Source organism: Shinella sp. H4-D48 (genome assembly GCF_022637395.1).
Classification (GTDB): Bacteria; Pseudomonadota; Alphaproteobacteria; order Rhizobiales; family Rhizobiaceae; genus Shinella; species Shinella sedimenti.
In genome coordinates, this window is sequence record NZ_CP093337.1 from 2,917,335 (window position 1) to 2,935,253 (window position 17,919).

The window sequence follows — 17,919 nt, forward strand, 5'->3', positions numbered from 1 at the left end:
GCTTCCCTGCCGCTTAGAAGAATTCGATCGAGCTTTCTGCCGGCTTGGCCACGGGCACGGGCCGCTGTTCCAGCGCCACCGTTTTCTGCGTCTCCACGCCCGTCAGCGCATATTGCCGGGCACGGCCCGTCGAAGGCCAGTATTCCAATTTTCGGCCGTATTCGCCACCCGTACTTTCGCCGACGATCTTGATGCCTTCATCCGTCAGGAACTGCCGCGCGAAGAGGGCGTTTTGTTCCCCGACATTCGAGAAGCGCGCAATCGTCCTTGCCCCGCCGAATATCTTCGCCTCAAGCCGGTCGCGTCTCGCGCCCTGCTTGAGCAGGCCGTTGATCAGCAGCTCCATCAGGTGGACGCCGTAGCGTGTCGCATCGCCGCCCGAGGCGAGCGCCCCGGCGGAGCCCGGCAGCAGGAAGTGATTCATGCCGCCGACACCAATGACCGGGTCACGCATGCAGGCGGCCACGCACGAACCGAGGATGGTGGTCAACACCACATTCGGATCGTTGACGACCTTGTATTCGCCCTGGATAACGTGGACGCGGCGGGCCGCGGCATCTGATATCATTTCAATGCCCCGAACACGGCTTCGATCGCCGCCTTCATCTTTTCGATGGTGAACGGCTTGGCCAGAACGTTGTTCGCACCGAGCGCGGCCGCCTTCTGCACCAGCGCGCGGTCGCCCTGCGCGGTGAGGATGATGAAAGCCGCTTTCTTGGTGGTGGGGTTGGACCGCACTGCCTGAAGGAACTCGATCCCGTCCATCTTCGGCATGTTGAAGTCGGAGATGACGAGATGGTGTGGCTGCTGGGTCATGATTGCCATGCCCTGCGCACCGTCGCCGGCCGCCGTGATCTGCTTGAAGCCGAGCTGCTGCAGGGCATCGCCCAGAAGCAGACGGCTGGTCACCTGATCATCGACGATCAGTACTTTTATTTTTTCAGCGAGAGACATTGTTCGCTTCCTTCTCTATGGCCGCAGTGATCTTCAGGATTTCCTCGCCGATGGAGGAGAGTGGAAATTGGTGTTCCACGGCGCCCAGTTCGAAAGCGACCCTGGGCATTCCATAAACCACGCAGGTTTTCTCATTCTGGCCGATGGTCCGCGCCCCGGCGTGGCGCATCTTCAAAAGTCCCGCCGCGCCGTCCCGGCCCATGCCGGTGAGAATGGCGCCGACAGCGTTGCGGCCGGCGAGTTCCGCGACGGAATCGAACAGCACATCCACCGATGGACGGTGGCCATTGACGGGATCGCGGTCCACCAGGCGGCAACAGGGTGCATGCGGATTGACGACCTGCAGGTGACGCTCGCCACCGGGCGCGAGGTAGATCTTCCCGATTTCCAGCCGCGCACCATCCGTCGCTTCCTGCACGACGGGCGCGCAGAGCCTGTTCAGGCGGTCCGCGAAACTCTTGGTGAAGGTCGATGGCATGTGCTGGGTGATCACAGTCGGCGGGCAGTTCACCGGAAACTTCTGCAAAACCGTGATCAGCGCCTCGACGCCGCCCGTCGACGCACCGATGGCGATGATCTTGCGCCCGGGCCGATAGGTGCTAAGGGCCGCATTCGCCGCGACCGGCGCCACCGGCGGCGGATCGGTACGCAGACGGCGCTGAGAACGGGCCGCGGCCTTCACCTTCTCGGCGAGGTCACCGAAGGGACGAACCTCGCCCGGCTGCGGCTTGCCGACACAATCGAACGCGCCGATCTCCAGCGCCATCAACGAGGCTTCGGCGCCGCGATGGGTCAGGGTAGAGACCATGATCACCGGCATGGGGCGAAGCTTCATGATCTTGTCGAGAAACTCCAGCCCGTTCATGTTCGGCATCTCGATGTCGAGTGTCACGACATCGGGATCGAGCTGCTTGATCGCGTTGCGGGCTTCCATCGCATCGCTGGCCTGGCCGATGACGGTGACGTCGGGATCGGCATTGAGCACGGCCGTGATGAGGCCGCGCATGGTCGGTGAATCGTCGACGACAAGTACGCGTGCGGGTGCCGTCATGCGCCCCTCCCCCTGTTCTTGCCCGTGTATCGGTAGGTCGTGATGCCGATATTGTCGAACTGGCCCTTCGCGTCGCCCGAAACGCGCTCGGAATGGCCGATGTAGAGGTGACCGTTGTCGGCGAGCATATCGGCGAAGCGGGACCAGATCCGCACCTGCGTCGGCTCGTCGAAATAGATGACGACGTTGCGGCAGAAGATCACGTCGAATGGCCCCTTGAACGGCCACTGGGCCATCAGGTTCAGCTCGTTGAACGTGATGAGGCGCTTCACACGGTCGTCGATCTGCCATTTCTGGCGGCCGGCGACCTCGGTCTCGCGAAAAAACTGCTTGCGCATCGCGGGCTCGATGGTTTCGAGCGCCGTCGCGTCATAGGCGCCGGCGCGGGCGATCGCCAGGATCTTCGGGTCGATATCGGTTGCCAGGATGCGGAAATCGTAATCCGCCGCATTCGGCATCAGCGACAGAACCGTGAGTGCGATCGAATAGGGCTCCTGCCCGTCGGAGCACGCCGCCGACCAGATGCGCACGCGGCCACCGTTACGGGCACGGGCAAGAAGCTCCGGCAGCACATCGCTGCGAAGATGCTCGAAATGATGGTTCTCACGGAAGAAGCGCGTGAAATTCGTCGTCAGATGCGACAGCATCTCCTTGCGCGGCCCGGCGCCCTCCGGAGAGGACACAAGCGCGCAATATTCCCGGAAGCCCTTGAGGCCGAGCTGGCGGATATGCTTCGACAGGCGCGAATAGACGAGCGAGGCCTTCGTCTCGTTGAGATAGATGCCGGCATCCGTATAGATCATCGCGGCGATCTCTGAGAGGTCGCGACGCGTCAGCGGGTACTCGCCGCTTGCGAGACATTCGTCCGGAGATTGTCTTGTATCGATGGCCGGAGAATAGGTCATGCGGCTTCACTTTCGATATGCGGGAACAGGACGCCAAGATCGATGAGGCAGATCATGCGGCCTTCGATCGCGAGAATGCCGCGCGCGTAGGCCTTCTCCGTCTCGTTCGCAATGTCGGGCGTGGGCTGGATGTTTTCGTCCGTAATGGTCAGGATGTCCGAGACCGCATCGACGAGCAGCCCCACCGTCGCCGGACCGACCTGCGCGACGATGATGACATGGCGAACGGTCGGCTCTGTGCGCTTCATGCCGAGACGCTGCGACATGTCGATGATGGGCAGCACCGCGCCACGAAGGTTGATTACGCCAAGCACATGCGGCGGCGCGTGCGGCATCCGCGTCGCCGGGGTCCATCCACGGATTTCCCGCACCGACATGATGTTCACGCAGAATTCCTGGTCGCCGATCCTAAAGGCGATCAGTTCATGCCCGTCGATGAGATTCTTGACCGCGTACGTCATGGCGTCTTAACCGGTGGCAGCAAGCGAGATGTCTTGGCGCAGGGGCTGGCCGCGCGAAGCGGCGACAACGGCGTCGACATCCAGGATGAGCGCCACGCGCCCGTCGCCCAGGATGGTCGCTGCGGCGATGCCCGGAACGTGGGTGTAGTTGGCCTCCAGGCTCTTGATGACGACCTGACGCTGCCCTTGGATCGCATCGACCATGAGGGCGCGCTGGCCGCCGCCTTCCGATTCCACGAGCAGGGCGACACCCTCGATCGGGTTGGCCTGCGTGGCGCGGAAGTTGAGGATCCGCCCGACATCCACCAGCGGGCAGAACGAATTGCGGATCGAGATGAGCCGCTGCGAGGCGCCGAACGAATGAATGGCGGAGGCTTCCGGCTGCAGCGTCTCGACTATGGCCGTCAGTGGAACGACCAGCGTCTGGCCGGCCACCGTAACCACCATGCCATCAAGCACGGCGAGCGTCAGCGGCAGGCTCATGGTGAAGACCGAACCCTGGCCGGGCTTGGACGAGATGGAAATGCGGCCGCCGAGCGCCTGGATCGAGCGCTTGACCACGTCCATGCCGACGCCGCGGCCCGAGAGGTCCGACACCTTGTCGGCGGTGGAAAAGCCGGCGTGGAAGATCAGGTTGTCGATTTCCTCGTCGGACAGGTTCGCATCGGCCGCGATCAGGTCGTTGTCGATCGCCTTCTGGCGCACCTTCTCGCGGTTGATGCCGGCGCCGTCGTCGGCAAGCTCGATGACGATACGGCCCGAGCGGTGCTTTGCGGTCAGGCGGACAGTGCCTTCGGGGTTCTTGCCGAGCGCCTCGCGCTTCTCCGGCATTTCCAGGCCATGGTCGACCGCGTTGCGGATCATGTGCGTCAGCGGCTCGGCGAGCTTGTCGATGACGGTCTTGTCGACTTCGGTGTTCTCGCCCTCCGTGATGAGCCGGACGGACTTGCCGGTGATATCGGCGATTTCACGGACGGTACGGGCCATGCGCTGGAAGACCGGCTTTACCGGCTGCGCGCGGATCGCCATCACCGAATCCTGGATCTCGCGGGTGAGCTGCTGCAGCTCCTCGAGGCCCATATTGATGGAGCTGACGCCGTTGTTGTCATTCTCGACGACGCTCTGCGAGAGCATGGCCTGGTTGATCACCAGCTCGCCGACGAGGTTGATCAGGCGATCGACACGATCGAGGTCAACGCGGATGGTCTGACCGGCAGCGGATGCCTGGCTTGCCTGCGCGGCCGTAGCAGCTGCGGCTGCCTTGGCGTTCTCTGCGGCGCGGCTGGCGACCTGCGCGACCTTGCTGGCGGTGTCGGCAGCGGCGATGGCAGCCGTCGCGTCGCTTTCGCTTACAACCGGTTCTTCGTCGCCGCTCACGGCCGGGCCGTCCTCAAGCAACGAGAGATCGAAAGGAACGGCCTGCATGGGCGGCTCGTCGTCGTCAGCTGCCTCACCCGTGACTTCTTCCTCGATCGTGCGGACATCGAGTTCGCAGTCCCATTCGGCAAATTCGAAGACGGAGCGCACGCCGTCCTCGCCCTTGTCGGTGGTGACGGACATTTTCCAGGAGAAATAGGCTTCCTCCGGGTTCATCTTGTCCAGCGGCGGCAACCTGTCCATGTCGCAATAGACGCTCATCTCGCCGAGGCGGGAGAGATCGCGCAGCAAAAGGACAGCTTCGTTGCCCTTGGCATACAGTTCCCGATTGGGCCTGAAAACGATCTGGCAGGTCGGGACGTATTTCGCAGCCGGCTCCTCATCGAAATCGCCGAAGGAGAACGGGATTGGCTGGAAGCCCTCGTCATTGACTTCGGGCTTTGCAACGACGGGTGCCGGTTCGGCCGGCTTGGGCGCGGCAGCGACCGGCTTCGGTGCCGCAGGTTCTGCGGCATGCGTCTCGCCATGGGCGAGCGCCTCCAGTTCGCGGATGAGCGTGCGGCTGCGCGCTTCATCGACACTGCCGCCGTCACGGGCGGCATTTGTCAGGTCCGCCAGCACGTCGGCGGATTTCAGCATGACCTTCAGGACATCCTGGGTCGGTTCCAGCTTGTTGGATCGAACGCAATCCAGTGTCGTCTCGAACACATGGGCAAACGAGACGAGATCGTCGAGGCCGAAGGCGCCGGCGCCGCCCTTGATCGAATGGACCGCGCGGAAAACGGCGTTGACCGTTTCGGGATCACGGTCACCGTCATTCAGCTTCAAAAGCCCGGATTCCAATTCCGCGAGTTGCTCTTCGCACTCCTGGAAGAAGATCTCTTTGATTTCGTTCATATCCATCGGCAGGAATCCCGGACTTCGTGAATTAGGCGGTTACGCGCTCGATTGCATCGATCAGCTTGGTCGGGTCGAACGGCTTGACGATCCAGCCCGTAGCGCCGGCCTGGCGTGCGCGGTTCTTCTTCTCCGCATCGCTTTCCGTCGTCAGGACGAGGATCGGGATCGCGCGGAACTTCTCGTTGCGGCGAACGCCCTCGATGAAGCCGAAGCCATCGAGGCGCGGCATGTTGATGTCGGTCACGATGACATCGGGATTGGAGGTCTCCAGAACCTCAAGGCCCTCGACACCGTCTTCGGCCTGGATGGTCTCGAAGCCCGCATTGTTGAGCGTAACGAGAAGCATGTTCCGGATTGTCCGGGAATCATCCACGGTCAGCACTTTCTTCTTCATTGCCTAGCCTCCTGTGCCAGCAAGTGATCAATATTCACGCCGATAAGCTGCATGGTTTTCATGAACGGCTCGGACACCTTGGCGAAGGTGAACGGCTGCTTGTCTTCTTCCCAGCTCTTCGCGCCGGCCATGAGGACCTGCGCGCAGAGCGCACCGACGCGCTCGACCGCCGAAGCGTCGATAACGAGGGGGCCGCCCTTGAGGCCCATGAGCTGCGCATGCAGCGCCGTCGCCTCGTTGAGATCGAGGACCGGGGCAAGGCTTAGACTTTTCTGAGCGGCTTTCTTGCTCGCCATTAGGGTGTTCCTTGTCTGCGTCTGAGCGAAACCGAGATTGTGTTGCGCGGTGCGGGCGGCTGACTTTCTTCCGAGGACCGGCTGCGCGCCGTTGAGAACCAGTGACGGGGACGCCTGCTCGTCATCTCAACCTCCATGGCCGACGGCCCGCGCCGTCAGCAGGTCGAGCGGAGCGGCTGGTGCCTGGATATCCCTCGCAACGGGGCGCGATGCCATGGTCGCCGAACGTTCAGCGCGCTCCTCGCGGGGCGCTGCGACACGGAAAGCGCGGATCGTGCGACCGAGTTCGAGGATGACCGTGTTGAGGTCGCCGCCCATGGCGCCGACGCGGCCAGCGTCACCGGCGTCGGTTTCGAGCGCACGGCCTGCACGATCGATGCCGGCGGCCACACCTTCCAGCCCCTCGGCGTCGACCGCGCTTTCGCGCACGATCCCGGTAATCGCCGCATTGATGCCCTCGACCTGGCGAACGATGCTGCCGATGGCATCCTGGGTGCGGTGGACGTGCTCTACGCCCGCCTCGACCTGCGCCTTCGTGCCCGTCACCAGGTGCTTGATCTCGCGCGCGGCGTCGGCGGAGCGCTGGGCGAGCGCGCGCACTTCCTGTGCCACCACGGCAAACCCGCGGCCGCTGTCTCCGGCACGCGCGGCCTCGATGCCGGCATTGAGGGCGAGAAGGTTGGTCTGGAAGGCGATCTCATCGATCACGCCGATGATCTGGCCGATCTTCTCGGCAGACGCCTCGATATCGGCCATGGCCGACATGGCCTCGCCGACGATGCTGCCGCTCTGGGTGACCGAATCCTGCGTCGCCAGCGCCGCGGACTGCGCCTTGCGGGTTTCGGCAAGCGTCTGGCGGACGCGTTCGACGATGCTGCCAAGCGCGTTTGCCGTCTCCAGCAAAGTGGCCGACTGCTCGCCCGAGCGGACGGAAAGCGTATGTGCGCCGCTGGCAAGCGTGCCCACAAGACGATCACCCTCAGCGGCGCGATCGGCGGCCGAGGAAAGATGTGCTTGGATTTCGCCGAGGGCTCCGTTCAGCGTCTCCGCCATGTCGCGCCAGGCGTCGGGCATCTCACCCGTAACACGGCCCGAAAAATCCAGTTCCGACAGGCCACGGATCGTATCGCCGAAGACCCGGTCGAGTTCGGCGCGGTCTTCGCGGCGCTGCTCGGCGAGTGCCTTATGGTGGGAATGGCGCAATTCGTTGAAGCGCAGGGAGACACCGATTTCGGCATCGATCATCGCGGTGCGCAGGAAGGCCGAAACGAGCTCGGAGAGTTCCTTGCGGCGGGCCTTGCCGGCGCCGGGCAGGATGGACTTCGGCCAGTATTGCTCGATCAGGCCGTTGACGACCGTCTCCATGACGACCGCATGACCGGCGATGCGCCAGCGCGGGTCGAGGCCCATCTGGCTTTCGGTGTCGGAGAGAACCTTGACCCGCTCGGCATAGAGCCCATCGAAGCGCGCGTCGGTCAGCACGTTCCAGTGCGCGCTCTGCAGGTCGTGAAGGCGATCGATCTGGCGCTCGCTCTGGAAATGCCTGGCGGCATCGGGGAATGTCTGGAAACGCTGGAAGAGGTCGCGGAGCGCGGTTTCGACGTGGCGCTCGAGCGTCTGGCGGTGGCGGCGCAGCGTGTCGCCATGGGCGGTTTCCATCCCGGCAAAGCGCAAACGGTCGCGCAGGCTGGCTGCCTGTCCCGTTCGAGCCTGTTCTGCCGGCATTTCCTGCACCAATCCGCTCCAAACCAACAATGCCCGGCTGCCGTTTCGGGCGGCCGTCTGAACTGTCACATGGGGAGAAGGCCGGCCCGCGGGCCTTGGCCACACAGCGGCGTGCTGCCGGAATCCGGCGCATGAGCATGCCGCTCGTCGATCCATGATCAAATTCGGTGAAACTCGAATACCGGCTCAGACCCGGTACGACGGTTCGGCATCATGCCTGGGTGAGAAAAGGCGATTTTTCCCATTCCGACGTGTAGAGCCATGTTTATGGTTAATTCCTTGCCTGAAGGTTAATAGTTCATTGGCATCTTCTGGCTTTGCTAAAATTAACATGGCTTTATGCGACGCCAGCCCCGCACAAGCCCCCGCGCATACAGAAAGTCCTCAACTGGCAATGATGTCAGAAGGAACGGGCAATGATTGTTCTGGGGCTGGGCGCCACTCTGATCGCAGCAACCACGCTTGCGGCAGTCTATCTTCTGATCGATATCGACGCGACGCGCGCGCCTGGGAAAGTACGGGTTTTCTGAGCGTCGATATTCCGCTGCGAGCCCTTGCTTTCCTTGTGGAGGCTGCCAGATTCAGTCCCGACAGACTTCAACTGTCATAGGGAGCACATCATGGGCATCGAAAGCATTCTCGTTTTCTCATCGCCGGCTGGCTCGCAGGCCTTATCGTATCGGGCTTCGGCTTTGGCCTAGTCGGTAATATCGTCGTCGGCATCGTCGCCGGTTTCCTCTTTCCTGCCATCGGCGTCAGCCTCGGCAGCGGCATTCTCGCCGCCATCCTCCACGCAACGATCGGTGCGGTAGTGCTGCTCGTGCTGATCAAGGTGATCAAGCGGGCCTGATTCCGCCATCCGAGACAGGAAGGCCGTGGCGGGAGACCGCCACGGCCTTTTGCATCAGTTGACGCTCACCGGTTTGGAGCGCATGCGCGATACGGTTTCGCGCTCGGCACGCTTGCAGCGCATCGGCGGCAGGCCGCGATCCATCAGCGCCATGTCCTCCAGCACCATGTCGCCCATCTTCTTGAAGGCAACGTCGAGCGCGCCGGCCCGGTGGGCGGAGCGCACGAAACCCTTGAGACGGCGTACCGGATGGTCGAGCGGCAAGGGCTCTTCGGGATAGACATCGCTTGCCGCCACGATATGCCCGGAACCGACGGCATTCATCAGCGCCAGGAAGTCCACCACATCCGCCCGGCTGAGCAGGATGAAGGCTGCGCCCCTGCGCATCGAGGCAAAAGCATCCGCGCCCAGAAAGCCCTTGTTGTCGCTGGTCACCGACGCGACGACGAAGACGAAGTCGCTCATGGTGAGAACGTCCGAAAGCGATGCCGGCTCGGTGCCCGCTTCCCTGAGCAAGGACGGCGGTAGCCAGGGATCGAACACGCGGATCCTGGCGCGGAAGCCGGAAAGCACGCGGTTCAGCGCACGCCCGAGATCGCCGAAACCGACGATGCCGATCTCCGACCCCGACAGCAGCCGCGCCGAAACGTTGCCCTCCCCGCCCCACAGTTCACGGCCCTCGCGGAAATCCAGATCGGCATCGATTACGTCGCGCGCGAGGTTCAGCGCCATGGCAAGCCCGAGCTCGGCGACCGGCTCGGCAAAGACCTGCCCCGTCGTCACGACATGGATACCGCGCGCGAACAGAACCTCGTAGGGCATGTTGTTGATGAGATTGCTCTCGACATTGAGGATCGCGCGCAGCGCCGGCATGCGTGCCAGCGTCTCGGACGACAGCGGCGGCTGGCCGACGATATAGCGTGCCTGTGCGAGCACATCGTCGCCGAGCCCGGCAATATGATCGGGATCGGCCTCCACGACACGGTAGGTCCGGTGCAGTTCGGCCCGCGCTGCGGGCGTGAAGATAAGGTCGAGCGTACGCGGCTCGGGCGCGCTGATCACCAATGGCAGGCTGTTGTCGGTCATGATTCCTCCGGATCGTTCCAACGGAGTGGTAGCACGAGAACCGAAGGGCTGCGACTAGTAGCCGAGGCCGCGCAGCGCGCGGATACTGGATGGCGGAAGCGCCGTGCTGGTCGACGAAATGCCGTTTTTCTCGCAGACATAGACATCGCGCGGGAGCCAGTGGCGGCTGCCGCTGGGGCGCACATCCACCTTTTGCTCGCAGACGACGTCACCTTTGCTGCTGTAAGCGTCGGTCGCATCGCTCGGCACCACGCCGGGCAGGTTTTCGAACACCTGCGCCTGCACGACGGGCGGGGACGCCAGAACGGCTATCATGACGAGGGCGGCGCGTATCTTCATCTTCTTCCCGGCAAAGCCGGCCTTTCGCAATCCATAAAGTAATACCGCCAGCCGACAACATGCGCTATAGGCCTGCGGATTATCCGACAGCTAAGACATAGATGGGGTTTTTCATGGCAAGTACAATCCGGTATCATGAAGGCGACATTTCGGCGGCAGACGCCGCGCGCTATACCGGCGCCATCGCCATCGACACGGAGACGCTCGGCCTCATCCCGCGCCGTGACCGTCTTTGCGTAGTGCAGCTTTCTCCCGGCGACGGGACGGCCGATGTCATTCGCATCGCCGCCGGCCAGAAGGATGCGCCCAACCTCGTCGCCATGCTGACCGATCCGTCCCGCCAGAAGATCTTCCACTATGGCCGCTTCGACATCGCGGTGCTGTTCCACACGTTCGGCGTAACCACCACACCTGTCTTCTGCACCAAGATCGCCTCGCGCCTGACGCGGACCTATACGGACCGTCACGGCCTGAAGGACAATCTCAAGGAAATGCTCGATGTCGACATTTCCAAGCAGCAGCAGTCTTCCGACTGGGCTGCGGACACGCTCTCGCCCGCGCAGCTCGAATATGCCGCCTCGGATGTGCTGCATCTCCATGCGTTGCGCGATAAGCTGAATGCCCGTCTCGTGCGTGACGGGCGGCTTTCCCATGCCGAGGCCTGCTTCACCTTCCTGCCCACCCGCGCCAAGCTGGATCTGCTCGGCTGGGAAGAGACCGACATTTTCGCGCATAGCTGAGCCCTTTCGGCGGGCAAAAGCCTGCGGAATCAGGCGCTGCAGGCTTAACGGCTGGTTAACGAGGCCGGTCTATCCTCCAGGAGACTGGAGGCTGACATGTTGACACCGTTGCAGAGCGCGCATGCAGGCGCCGCCGTATCGGCCATGCAATCGATCGCCGATACGCTCGAGGAGCGTCGGCGCGAGGAAGCCGAGAAGGCGAGCGGGCGCAAGGATGACGACGTCCTGAAACGCCAGCAGGCGCAAGTCGGCTCCGACGACACGGCGCGACAGGCCAATACGCGCATCAACGAGCACTTCTTCGGCAGCAATGCCCGTGGCCAGGATACGCTCGCCAAGCTCGTCTCCCGCTTCAGCGCCATGCTGGGCATCAGCCAGGGCGACAGCGAGACGGGCCGGCAATTCGCCCAGCGCCTCAGCGACCAGCTGGCCCTGATCGGAAACATTTCTCTTCCGGCCAAGGGCAGCAACCAGAATGTAACGCTCACCGCCCTCGGCACGAGCCTGTCGGCCGTGCAACTGGCGATGAAAGGAAATGCGGACGATGCTGCCGCAAACCTCGTCGCCCGCCTCGCGGCTGCAGCGGGTGTTTCGCAGGGCGACGATGAGCCGGATGCCGATTTCGAGCAGCGCCTCTCCAACCTCCTGACGCGCCAGCGCGGCGAGCTGCCGGAGACCGTTTCGTCGCTCGAGCAGAAGAGCGGCCTCGATGACCTCGGCCTCAAGGCCACCGATCTCATCGCCGCCATCCGCAACCCCTACGGCACCGAAGCCCAGCGCGTGAAGGATGCGCTTGCGCAAAAGGCGCAGGATGAGAAGTCCCTTACGCCCGAGATGCGCAAAGTTCTCGCGCGTCTGGAGGACACCGCCGACCCAAAGTCCATCGAGGAGCTGAAATTCGAGCGGGTGCGGCCCGACCCGACCCGTGTGGAGGATGCGGAGGTCCGCAAGGAGCGGGAAGAGACAATCCGCTCGCTGGAAGCCGGCGAAAAGCTCGACGATGTCAGAGACCTTCAGGACGCCATTGGTCGCGCCCAAGCGGATGCGACGAAACCGACGCCCGAGACGAAGAAGCCGGGCGGCGCGGCGGCAGACGCCCTCGACACGATCCAGCTTCTGGCCGCCGGTGCGCAGGCGAACGACGGAGCTGAAAAGGCGGCGGCGTCCTCGAACGCCTCCTCTTCGGAGCGCACAGGCGACCAGGTCGATACGACGGAAGACGCGATACGAAACCTTGATGCCGCCGGCAACGTTGAGAAAGCCGAACGGGAAGACGCCAAAAAGGAAATCTTCGCACTGCGCGTCGACGACAACGGCATTTACGACCTGATCACGCGCCAGTTGGTTGCCTGAGGCTCAAGCCTTCTTCCGCACGATTCCCAGCCGGGCGATGACCTCCGGTGGGATACCGTAGCGACGGATCGCATCCTTTTGGCTGCGCAGGCCGCACATTTCCCGCTGAATGAAGAACGCCCAGACCTTGTCGGCGGCATCGTCGAGCAGAACCTCACGCTCTTCCGCCGGGCATCCGGCGGCGAGACGCCCGGAAAGCAGCGCCAGCGCCTTCTCGACTTTGAGCCCATGTCGGCCAAGCGAATCCGCCCGTTCCGACATCATTTCGTATTCAAGAATATTGAGGCCCGTTTCCTTGGTGAAGGAAGGGGCAAGTGCCTGTGGCGGACGAACCGTCATCTTGCATCTCCCGTCATGGGGAAAAGATGGAGCGGCCGGCGCGTGGATGCAAGGGATCAGACGGCGCGGGCGCGAACCTCATCAAAGGTCCAGTCCCGCAGGAGTTCGCCGTCGCGCCACACCGGCTGGAGCATGTTGGGGCGGCCTGCGAGCTGATCGACGCGAGCGGCTTCCAGCCCGATATAGCTTTCCACCACCGCTTGCCGGCCCGCCTTCGAGGCCTTGAGGTTCATGGTTGCCGGGCGCTTGTAGACATCGTGCCAGACGCCGGCGGTATCCTGCCGGGCATTGGCCTTCATGGCGAAGGAATAGGTGTCGCGGTTGACGCGCTGGAGCAGCCCCGCCCCCATGCCGAACGCGATGTTCTCGGCCGAAAAGCCGAAGGCCTCCAGCCGACCGAGGATCAGAGCAATATCGGCAGACGAGATGCCATCGCCTTGGATGACGCGCACGCTGTTGTCCAGGACCTTGTAGCCCTTGCCGTTCAGATGCGTGCCGAAGGCATAGGCAAGCTGGCGCACCACCTGCACGGGCGTTTCCACTGGGTCGCCGCTGTCGGGACGCACGACGAGCGTGCCGCCGGCGGTCTGCACCCGCTCCTTCAACTGCTTGCCCCAGATCTCCGCAACGGCATTGTTGATGTCGTAGCTGTCGGAGACCACGGCATAGAGGCCCTTGGCGCCGAACTTGTCGATCATGTTGGCGTAGGCATCCGCCTCGCGGTCCTGGCCCCAGGAGGTCATGGTGGAATGTTCCGAGGCCGGAATGGAAAAACCCGCCATCTGCGCACCATAGTAACGGCGCGCATAGAGAACGCCCGTCACCGTATCCGTGCCCATGAAGTTCACGAGATGCGCGGCACCGCCAATGCCGGCCTGCTCCAGGCTCGTCGTGCCACGCGCGCCGAAATCGTGAAGGCGGAAAGGCAGCACGGAATCGGGATCGTCGCAGGTCTTTTCCAGGATTGGCCGGATGATCTGCTTCACCTTGCGGGAGTTCGAGGCGACCGTGCTAGGATACCAGATGGCGCGCAGCAGCGCGGTCTCGATATAGGATGTCAACCAGTGGCAGACGGGATCGGTGTTCACCACCTGCACGACGGGCACGCCGCGGCGAACCATGGTGCCCTCCGGCAGCGCCTCGATCAGTAGCGGCAGGTAGCCGCCATGGCGGTTGACGATATGGGTCCAGCCCTCGCGATTGAACGGCAGGCCGTGCGCGAGGACGATTTCCTCGGCCTCGTTCACATCCTGCATCGTCACCGGTTTGGCGAGATACTCCTTCAGGAACATCTGCAGGCCGAAGAACACCACTTCTGCGTTGTCCGAATGACCGCGGGCTTCGACATAGGAGGAGATCGCGCGCGTTTCCGGCGGATATTGCAGGTAATGGCTAAGCTTGTAGCTGTCGGTATTGAGGATGAGGTTGGTGAGGTTCATCGAAAGGTCTCCGCCGCATCCGCAGCTCCAGCCTGCAAGTGCCGCGAAGATTTACGCGAGCCGAGCATAAGGGGCAAGACCCGTTTCGGACTGCACGGGAGGAAGCGTTTTGACGTTCGTTAGCGTTTCATTAACCACGAACTGTCAAATGTAAGAATCACAGGTTGTTCGGAGTACCGGGGTTTCCCGTCCGGCCCAGTCAGCGGTTCAGTGCATTGCCGGTCTACCCGTCGCCTCCCGCATGAATACCCGGTTCGCCGAGTCGAAGCTCATCACCTTGCAGCGTCGCGCATGATGCGCCATCCGACGAACGATGGAACATTCACGACAAGATGCTGCGATGCGCAGAGCATCGGCGAAAGGAGACAGGCATGCTACCGCGCGTGGCACCGATGACCGGCACGGCCCAGTCCTCTCCCGCCCTTCAGGCGGGCGTGTCGTCCGATGCCGTCGCCCGCCCGCAGCCAAGCGCTGCCACTCTTGCCAATCTTCGCGCTGACGTGCTGCTGCGCCTCATCGAGACCATGCTGAAGCACATGCCGCCCGCGGCGGAGCCGAATGCCGGGCGCGACCTGCTCGAGACGCTGCTCGCAGCATTGAAGACGACGCCGGGGCGCGAGGGTGAGAACGGCCGAAAGCTCGCCGATCTCCTCGCCAAGCTGCCACCGGAACTGCGGCCTGCCGTCGAGAAGCTGATCAACACCGTGCTGTCCTCCATGCCGACACGCACTCTGATGGAGATCGTGCGCAATCCGAACGGCCCCGATGCCCAGAAGCTCGCCACGATCATCGCCGCGAACGTGAATACGGCAGCCCTTTCCACGCCGGCCAACGACAGGCAGCCGCGCCCGATGGGCCTTACCGCCCAGCAGCTGGCGGCCGTTGCGCGGCAGGGCACGCCGCAGCTCGCAGATCCTACGGCCGGCGATGTCCGCGCCCTCCAGTCGGCGCTGAAGCGCGTGTTCGACCTCGACACCGGCAAGCCCCGCGCCGTCTCCAGCCAGACAGGCGATGCGGACGCGGGCCGCCAGCCGACGACGGCAGCGACCCGCCTGCCTGCCGATCCCGGCAGCGTGCCGAAAGCCGAAAACCGCCCGCCCGTCTCCGCCGGCCGCGCCGCGACCGGACAGCCTGTCGACGCCATCGAGGCAGCCCCTCGCCATATGGGCGATGCCGAGGAAGTCGAGACGACGGCACCCGCCACTCGACGGGGAGACCAGACCGGGCGGACACAGTTCGCCGTCGGGCAGGTCCTCGCCCGCAGCGTGCTGCAAGCCGTTGCACGTGACATACCATCAGCACTTCTGATGCAGGCGGTCACTCAGCTGATGGAAACCCTCTCCCCGGAAGAGGCAAACTTCCTGCGGGCGCTGTTCGACCGGCCACTCGATCCGGCCCCGGAACAGGACGCGGTGCTTGCCACCGCAGATTTGCCGGAAGAAGCGGCCGAGGGCACGGCAAAGACCGGCAAGCCGGGGACCGAGACGGCACAGCAACCGGCTTCCCTACCGCAGTCGGCCGACGATGACGGCAAGCCGCTTCCGCTGCCGCAAAGCCGGGAGGCCGCGCACGCGGCGATCGCCGACACGACACCCGAGCGGCTGCTGACCGCATTGCCGCTGCGCGAAGGCGTGCCCGTCGCCTTTGTTCCCTATCTTCCCGCCGAGGACGAGACCGAATGGCGTGACGAGCGTGAGGCCGAACAGGAAGAGGCAGCGGAGGAGAACGGCACGGAGGGAGATAATCAGTCAGGTGAAGAGCCGATGGCTGACGCGGAAGGCGAAACCGGCGACGATGAACCGGAAAGCCCCGACATGGCGCGGCGCCGCGAAAAGACCGCGGACATGGTGGGCGTCATCGAACCCGGCCTCGTGTTCTACCAGAAGCTGGGTGAATACTGGACCTGACCGGAGGCCTAAGAAAAAGCCCGCGGAGATTGCTCTCCGCGGGCTCTTCATTTCAAAAGCAAGCGAGGCTTACTCGGCGTTGTTGCGGTTCTTCAGAGCCGCGCCGAGAATGTCGCCGAGCGAAGCGCCCGAGTCGGACGAGCCGAACTGTGCAACGGCTTCCTTCTCTTCAGCGATTTCCAGAGCCTTGATCGAAAGCTGGACCTTGCGATCCTTCTTCGAGAAGCTCAGGACGCGGGCGTCGACGGTCTGGCCGACCGAGAAACGCTCCGGACGCTGTTCGTCACGGTCACGCGAAAGGTCAGCGCGGCGGATGAACGACGTGAGGTCTTCGTGGTTGACGAGCTTCACTTCGATGCCACCGTCGTTGATCGCGATGACTTCAGCCGAGACGACGGCATTCTTGCGCAGGTCGCCGGAAGCAGCGGCGTCGCCGACCGAGTCCTTGCCGAGCTGCTTGATGCCGAGCGAGATACGCTCCTTGTCGACGTCAACATCCAGAACGACTGCCTTGACGACGTCGCCCTTGTTGTACTCCTCGATGACCTGCTCGCCCGGACGGTTCCAGTCGAGGTCGGAGAGGTGCACCATGCCGTCCACGTCGCCTTCGAGGCCGATGAACAGACCGAATTCGGTCTTGTTCTTGACTTCGCCTTCGACTTCCGTGCCAGCCGGATGGCTGTGCGCGAAGGCCTGCCACGGGTTCTCGAGGGTCTGCTTGAGACCGAGCGAGATGCGGCGCTTCGTCGGGTCGACTTCGAGAACGACCACATCGACTTCCTGGCTCGTGGACAGGATCTTGCCGGGGTGAACGTTCTTCTTCGTCCAGGACATTTCGGAGATGTGGATCAGGCCTTCGATGCCCGGCTCCAGCTCGACGAACGCACCGTAGTCGGTGATGTTCGTAACCGTACCGGAGATCTTCTTGCCGGTCGGGTACTTGGTGCCGATGCCATCCCACGGATCCGACTCGAGCTGCTTCATGCCGAGCGAGATGCGGTGGGTTTCCTGGTTGATGCGGATGATCTGAACCTTGACCTGCTGGCCGATGGACAGGATTTCCGACGGATGGTTGACGCGGCGCCAGGCCATGTCGGTGACGTGCAGCAGGCCGTCGATGCCGCCGAGGTCAACGAACGCACCGTAGTCGGTGATGTTCTTGACGACGCCGTCAACAACCTGGCCTTCTTCGAGGTTCTGAACGATTTCAGAACGCTGTTCGGCGCGGGACTCTTCAAGAACCGTGCGGCGCGAAACGACGATGTTGCCGCGACGCTTGTCCATCTTGAGGATTTCGAAGGGCTGCGGGTTGTGCATGAGCGGCGTGACGTCGCGGATCGGACGGATGTCGACCTGCGAACGCGGCAGGAAGGCAACGGCGCCGTCGAGATCGACGGTAAAGCCACCCTTGACCTGGTTGAAGATGACGCCTTCGACGCGCTCGCCGGCTTCGAACTTGACTTCGAGCTTGGCCCAGCTCTCTTCGCGGCGAGCCTTTTCGCGCGACAGAACAGCTTCACCAAGCGCGTTTTCGATGCGCTCGACATAGACTTCGACTTCGTCGCCGACCTTCAGCGTGCCGTCCTTGGACTTGGCACCGAATTCCTTCAGCGGAACGCGACCTTCAACCTTGAGGCCGACGTCGATGATGGCAACGTCCTTCTCGATCGCGGTAACGATACCCTTGGCAACATAGCCTTCAGCGAGATCGTTGGACGCAAAGGATTCCTGCAGAAGGGCTGCGAAATCTTCGCGCGTGGGGTTTGCTTGAGACATTGAAACTCCTGATGTGCCTGTGAGGCA

17 protein-coding genes and 1 pseudogene are annotated in these 17,919 nt (G+C 63.2%); 4 read left to right on the forward strand and 14 right to left on the reverse strand.

The window, feature by feature from the left end:
• Positions 1-13: 13 nt before the first annotated feature.
• The 9 genes from cheD to MNR02_RS14375 form a co-directional block, all read right to left on the reverse strand.
• Positions 14-568, reverse strand: a complete 555-nt coding sequence (gene cheD, locus MNR02_RS14335) for a chemoreceptor glutamine deamidase CheD (RefSeq protein WP_241600350.1) — start codon at positions 566-568, stop codon at positions 14-16.
• Entirely contained in the window at positions 565-954 is a 390-nt protein-coding gene (locus MNR02_RS14340; RefSeq protein WP_134649663.1) for a response regulator, read from the reverse strand. The genes cheD and MNR02_RS14340 overlap by 4 nt, the downstream gene beginning before the upstream one ends.
• Positions 941-2,005 carry a protein-glutamate O-methylesterase CheB gene (gene cheB / locus MNR02_RS14345; protein WP_241600347.1) on the reverse strand — a complete coding sequence of 355 codons (1,065 nt, stop codon included), beginning with the start codon at positions 2,003-2,005 and terminating at the stop codon, positions 941-943. The genes MNR02_RS14340 and cheB overlap by 14 nt, the downstream gene beginning before the upstream one ends.
• On the reverse strand, positions 2,002-2,910 hold the full coding sequence (cheR, locus tag MNR02_RS14350) for a protein-glutamate O-methyltransferase (RefSeq protein WP_241947257.1): 909 nt from the start codon (positions 2,908-2,910) through the stop codon (positions 2,002-2,004). Before cheR ends, cheB begins: the two co-directional genes overlap by 4 nt.
• Positions 2,907-3,371 carry a chemotaxis protein CheW gene (locus MNR02_RS14355; RefSeq protein WP_241600343.1) on the reverse strand — a complete coding sequence of 155 codons (465 nt, stop codon included), beginning with the start codon at positions 3,369-3,371 and terminating at the stop codon, positions 2,907-2,909. The genes cheR and MNR02_RS14355 overlap by 4 nt, the downstream gene beginning before the upstream one ends.
• Before the next feature lie 6 nt (positions 3,372-3,377).
• Complete coding sequence (locus MNR02_RS14360; protein ID WP_241947258.1) at positions 3,378-5,651, reverse strand: chemotaxis protein CheA; 2,274 nt, start codon at positions 5,649-5,651, stop codon at positions 3,378-3,380.
• A 25-nt stretch (positions 5,652-5,676) separates the two neighbouring features.
• Positions 5,677-6,042: a chemotaxis response regulator CheY1 gene (gene cheY1 / locus MNR02_RS14365; protein WP_134649658.1), complete on the reverse strand. Its 366-nt coding sequence runs from the start codon at positions 6,040-6,042 to the stop codon at positions 5,677-5,679.
• On the reverse strand, positions 6,039-6,338 hold the full coding sequence (locus MNR02_RS14370) for an STAS domain-containing protein (protein WP_134649657.1): 300 nt from the start codon (positions 6,336-6,338) through the stop codon (positions 6,039-6,041). The genes cheY1 and MNR02_RS14370 overlap by 4 nt, the downstream gene beginning before the upstream one ends.
• Positions 6,339-6,464: 126 nt before the next feature.
• A complete protein-coding gene (locus MNR02_RS14375) occupies positions 6,465-8,063 on the reverse strand; it encodes a globin-coupled sensor protein (RefSeq protein WP_241948884.1) in 1,599 nt (532 codons plus the stop codon).
• A gap of 620 nt (positions 8,064-8,683) precedes the next feature.
• Between MNR02_RS14375 and MNR02_RS14380 the strand changes: the two are divergent.
• Positions 8,684-8,913, forward strand: a pseudogene (locus tag MNR02_RS14380) (GlsB/YeaQ/YmgE family stress response membrane protein).
• A gap of 54 nt (positions 8,914-8,967) precedes the next feature.
• Here the strand turns inward: MNR02_RS14380 and MNR02_RS14385 are convergent.
• Both MNR02_RS14385 and MNR02_RS14390 read right to left on the reverse strand, forming a co-directional pair.
• The gene (locus MNR02_RS14385) at positions 8,968-9,999 is read right to left on the reverse strand and encodes a hydroxyacid dehydrogenase (RefSeq protein ID WP_241947259.1); all 1,032 of its coding nucleotides are present in this window, start codon (positions 9,997-9,999) and stop codon (positions 8,968-8,970) included.
• Positions 10,000-10,053: 54 nt separating this feature from the next.
• Entirely contained in the window at positions 10,054-10,338 is a 285-nt protein-coding gene (locus MNR02_RS14390; RefSeq protein ID WP_241947260.1) for a hypothetical protein, read from the reverse strand.
• A 113-nt stretch (positions 10,339-10,451) separates the two neighbouring features.
• Here MNR02_RS14390 and MNR02_RS14395 point away from each other — a divergent pair, with 113 nt between their 5' ends.
• Both MNR02_RS14395 and MNR02_RS14400 read left to right on the forward strand, forming a co-directional pair.
• Positions 10,452-11,078, forward strand: a complete 627-nt coding sequence (locus MNR02_RS14395) for a ribonuclease D (protein ID WP_241947261.1) — start codon at positions 10,452-10,454, stop codon at positions 11,076-11,078.
• A gap of 96 nt (positions 11,079-11,174) precedes the next feature.
• Positions 11,175-12,431, forward strand: a complete 1,257-nt coding sequence (locus MNR02_RS14400) for a hypothetical protein (protein WP_241947262.1) — start codon at positions 11,175-11,177, stop codon at positions 12,429-12,431.
• A gap of 3 nt (positions 12,432-12,434) precedes the next feature.
• Here the strand turns inward: MNR02_RS14400 and MNR02_RS14405 are convergent, their stop codons facing one another.
• On the reverse strand, positions 12,435-12,770 hold the full coding sequence (locus MNR02_RS14405) for a DUF6665 family protein (protein WP_241600328.1): 336 nt from the start codon (positions 12,768-12,770) through the stop codon (positions 12,435-12,437).
• 56 nt (positions 12,771-12,826) lie between these two features.
• Positions 12,827-14,209, reverse strand: coding sequence for a nicotinate phosphoribosyltransferase (locus MNR02_RS14410; protein WP_241947263.1), 1,383 nt, complete (start codon positions 14,207-14,209; stop codon positions 12,827-12,829).
• 371 nt (positions 14,210-14,580) lie between these two features.
• Between MNR02_RS14410 and MNR02_RS14415 the strand changes: the two genes are divergently transcribed.
• Positions 14,581-16,116, forward strand: coding sequence for a hypothetical protein (locus tag MNR02_RS14415; RefSeq protein ID WP_241947264.1), 1,536 nt, complete (start codon positions 14,581-14,583; stop codon positions 16,114-16,116).
• 69 nt (positions 16,117-16,185) lie between these two features.
• Here the strand turns inward: MNR02_RS14415 and rpsA are convergent, their stop codons facing one another.
• A complete protein-coding gene (gene rpsA / locus MNR02_RS14420; RefSeq protein WP_241600322.1) occupies positions 16,186-17,892 on the reverse strand; it encodes a 30S ribosomal protein S1 in 1,707 nt (568 codons plus the stop codon).
• Between the last annotated feature and the right edge of the window lie 27 nt (positions 17,893-17,919).

Bases quoted from the DNA above. Each gene is read 5' to 3' on its own strand.
- MNR02_RS14340 (WP_134649663.1), bottom strand. From the start codon at position 954: ATGTCTCTCGCTGAAAAAATAAAAGTACTGATCGTCGATGATCAGGTG.
- cheD (WP_241600350.1), bottom strand. From the start codon at position 568: ATGATATCAGATGCCGCGGCCCGCCGCGTCCACGTTATCCAGGGCGAA.
- MNR02_RS14385 (WP_241947259.1), bottom strand. From the start codon at position 9,999: ATGACCGACAACAGCCTGCCATTGGTGATCAGCGCGCCCGAGCCGCGT.
- rpsA (WP_241600322.1), bottom strand. From the start codon at position 17,892: ATGTCTCAAGCAAACCCCACGCGCGAAGATTTCGCAGCCCTTCTGCAG.
- MNR02_RS14415 (WP_241947264.1), top strand. From the start codon at position 14,581: ATGCTACCGCGCGTGGCACCGATGACCGGCACGGCCCAGTCCTCTCCC.
- MNR02_RS14405 (WP_241600328.1), bottom strand. From the start codon at position 12,770: ATGACGGTTCGTCCGCCACAGGCACTTGCCCCTTCCTTCACCAAGGAA.
- cheR (WP_241947257.1), bottom strand. From the start codon at position 2,910: ATGACCTATTCTCCGGCCATCGATACAAGACAATCTCCGGACGAATGT.
- cheB (WP_241600347.1), bottom strand. From the start codon at position 2,005: ATGACGGCACCCGCACGCGTACTTGTCGTCGACGATTCACCGACCATG.
- MNR02_RS14400 (WP_241947262.1), top strand. From the start codon at position 11,175: ATGTTGACACCGTTGCAGAGCGCGCATGCAGGCGCCGCCGTATCGGCC.
- MNR02_RS14355 (WP_241600343.1), bottom strand. From the start codon at position 3,371: ATGACGTACGCGGTCAAGAATCTCATCGACGGGCATGAACTGATCGCC.
- MNR02_RS14410 (WP_241947263.1), bottom strand. From the start codon at position 14,209: ATGAACCTCACCAACCTCATCCTCAATACCGACAGCTACAAGCTTAGC.
- MNR02_RS14360 (WP_241947258.1), bottom strand. From the start codon at position 5,651: ATGGATATGAACGAAATCAAAGAGATCTTCTTCCAGGAGTGCGAAGAG.
- MNR02_RS14370 (WP_134649657.1), bottom strand. From the start codon at position 6,338: ATGGCGAGCAAGAAAGCCGCTCAGAAAAGTCTAAGCCTTGCCCCGGTC.
- MNR02_RS14375 (WP_241948884.1), bottom strand. From the start codon at position 8,063: ATGCCGGCAGAACAGGCTCGAACGGGACAGGCAGCCAGCCTGCGCGAC.
- cheY1 (WP_134649658.1), bottom strand. From the start codon at position 6,042: ATGAAGAAGAAAGTGCTGACCGTGGATGATTCCCGGACAATCCGGAAC.
- MNR02_RS14390 (WP_241947260.1), bottom strand. From the start codon at position 10,338: ATGAAGATACGCGCCGCCCTCGTCATGATAGCCGTTCTGGCGTCCCCG.
- MNR02_RS14395 (WP_241947261.1), top strand. From the start codon at position 10,452: ATGGCAAGTACAATCCGGTATCATGAAGGCGACATTTCGGCGGCAGAC.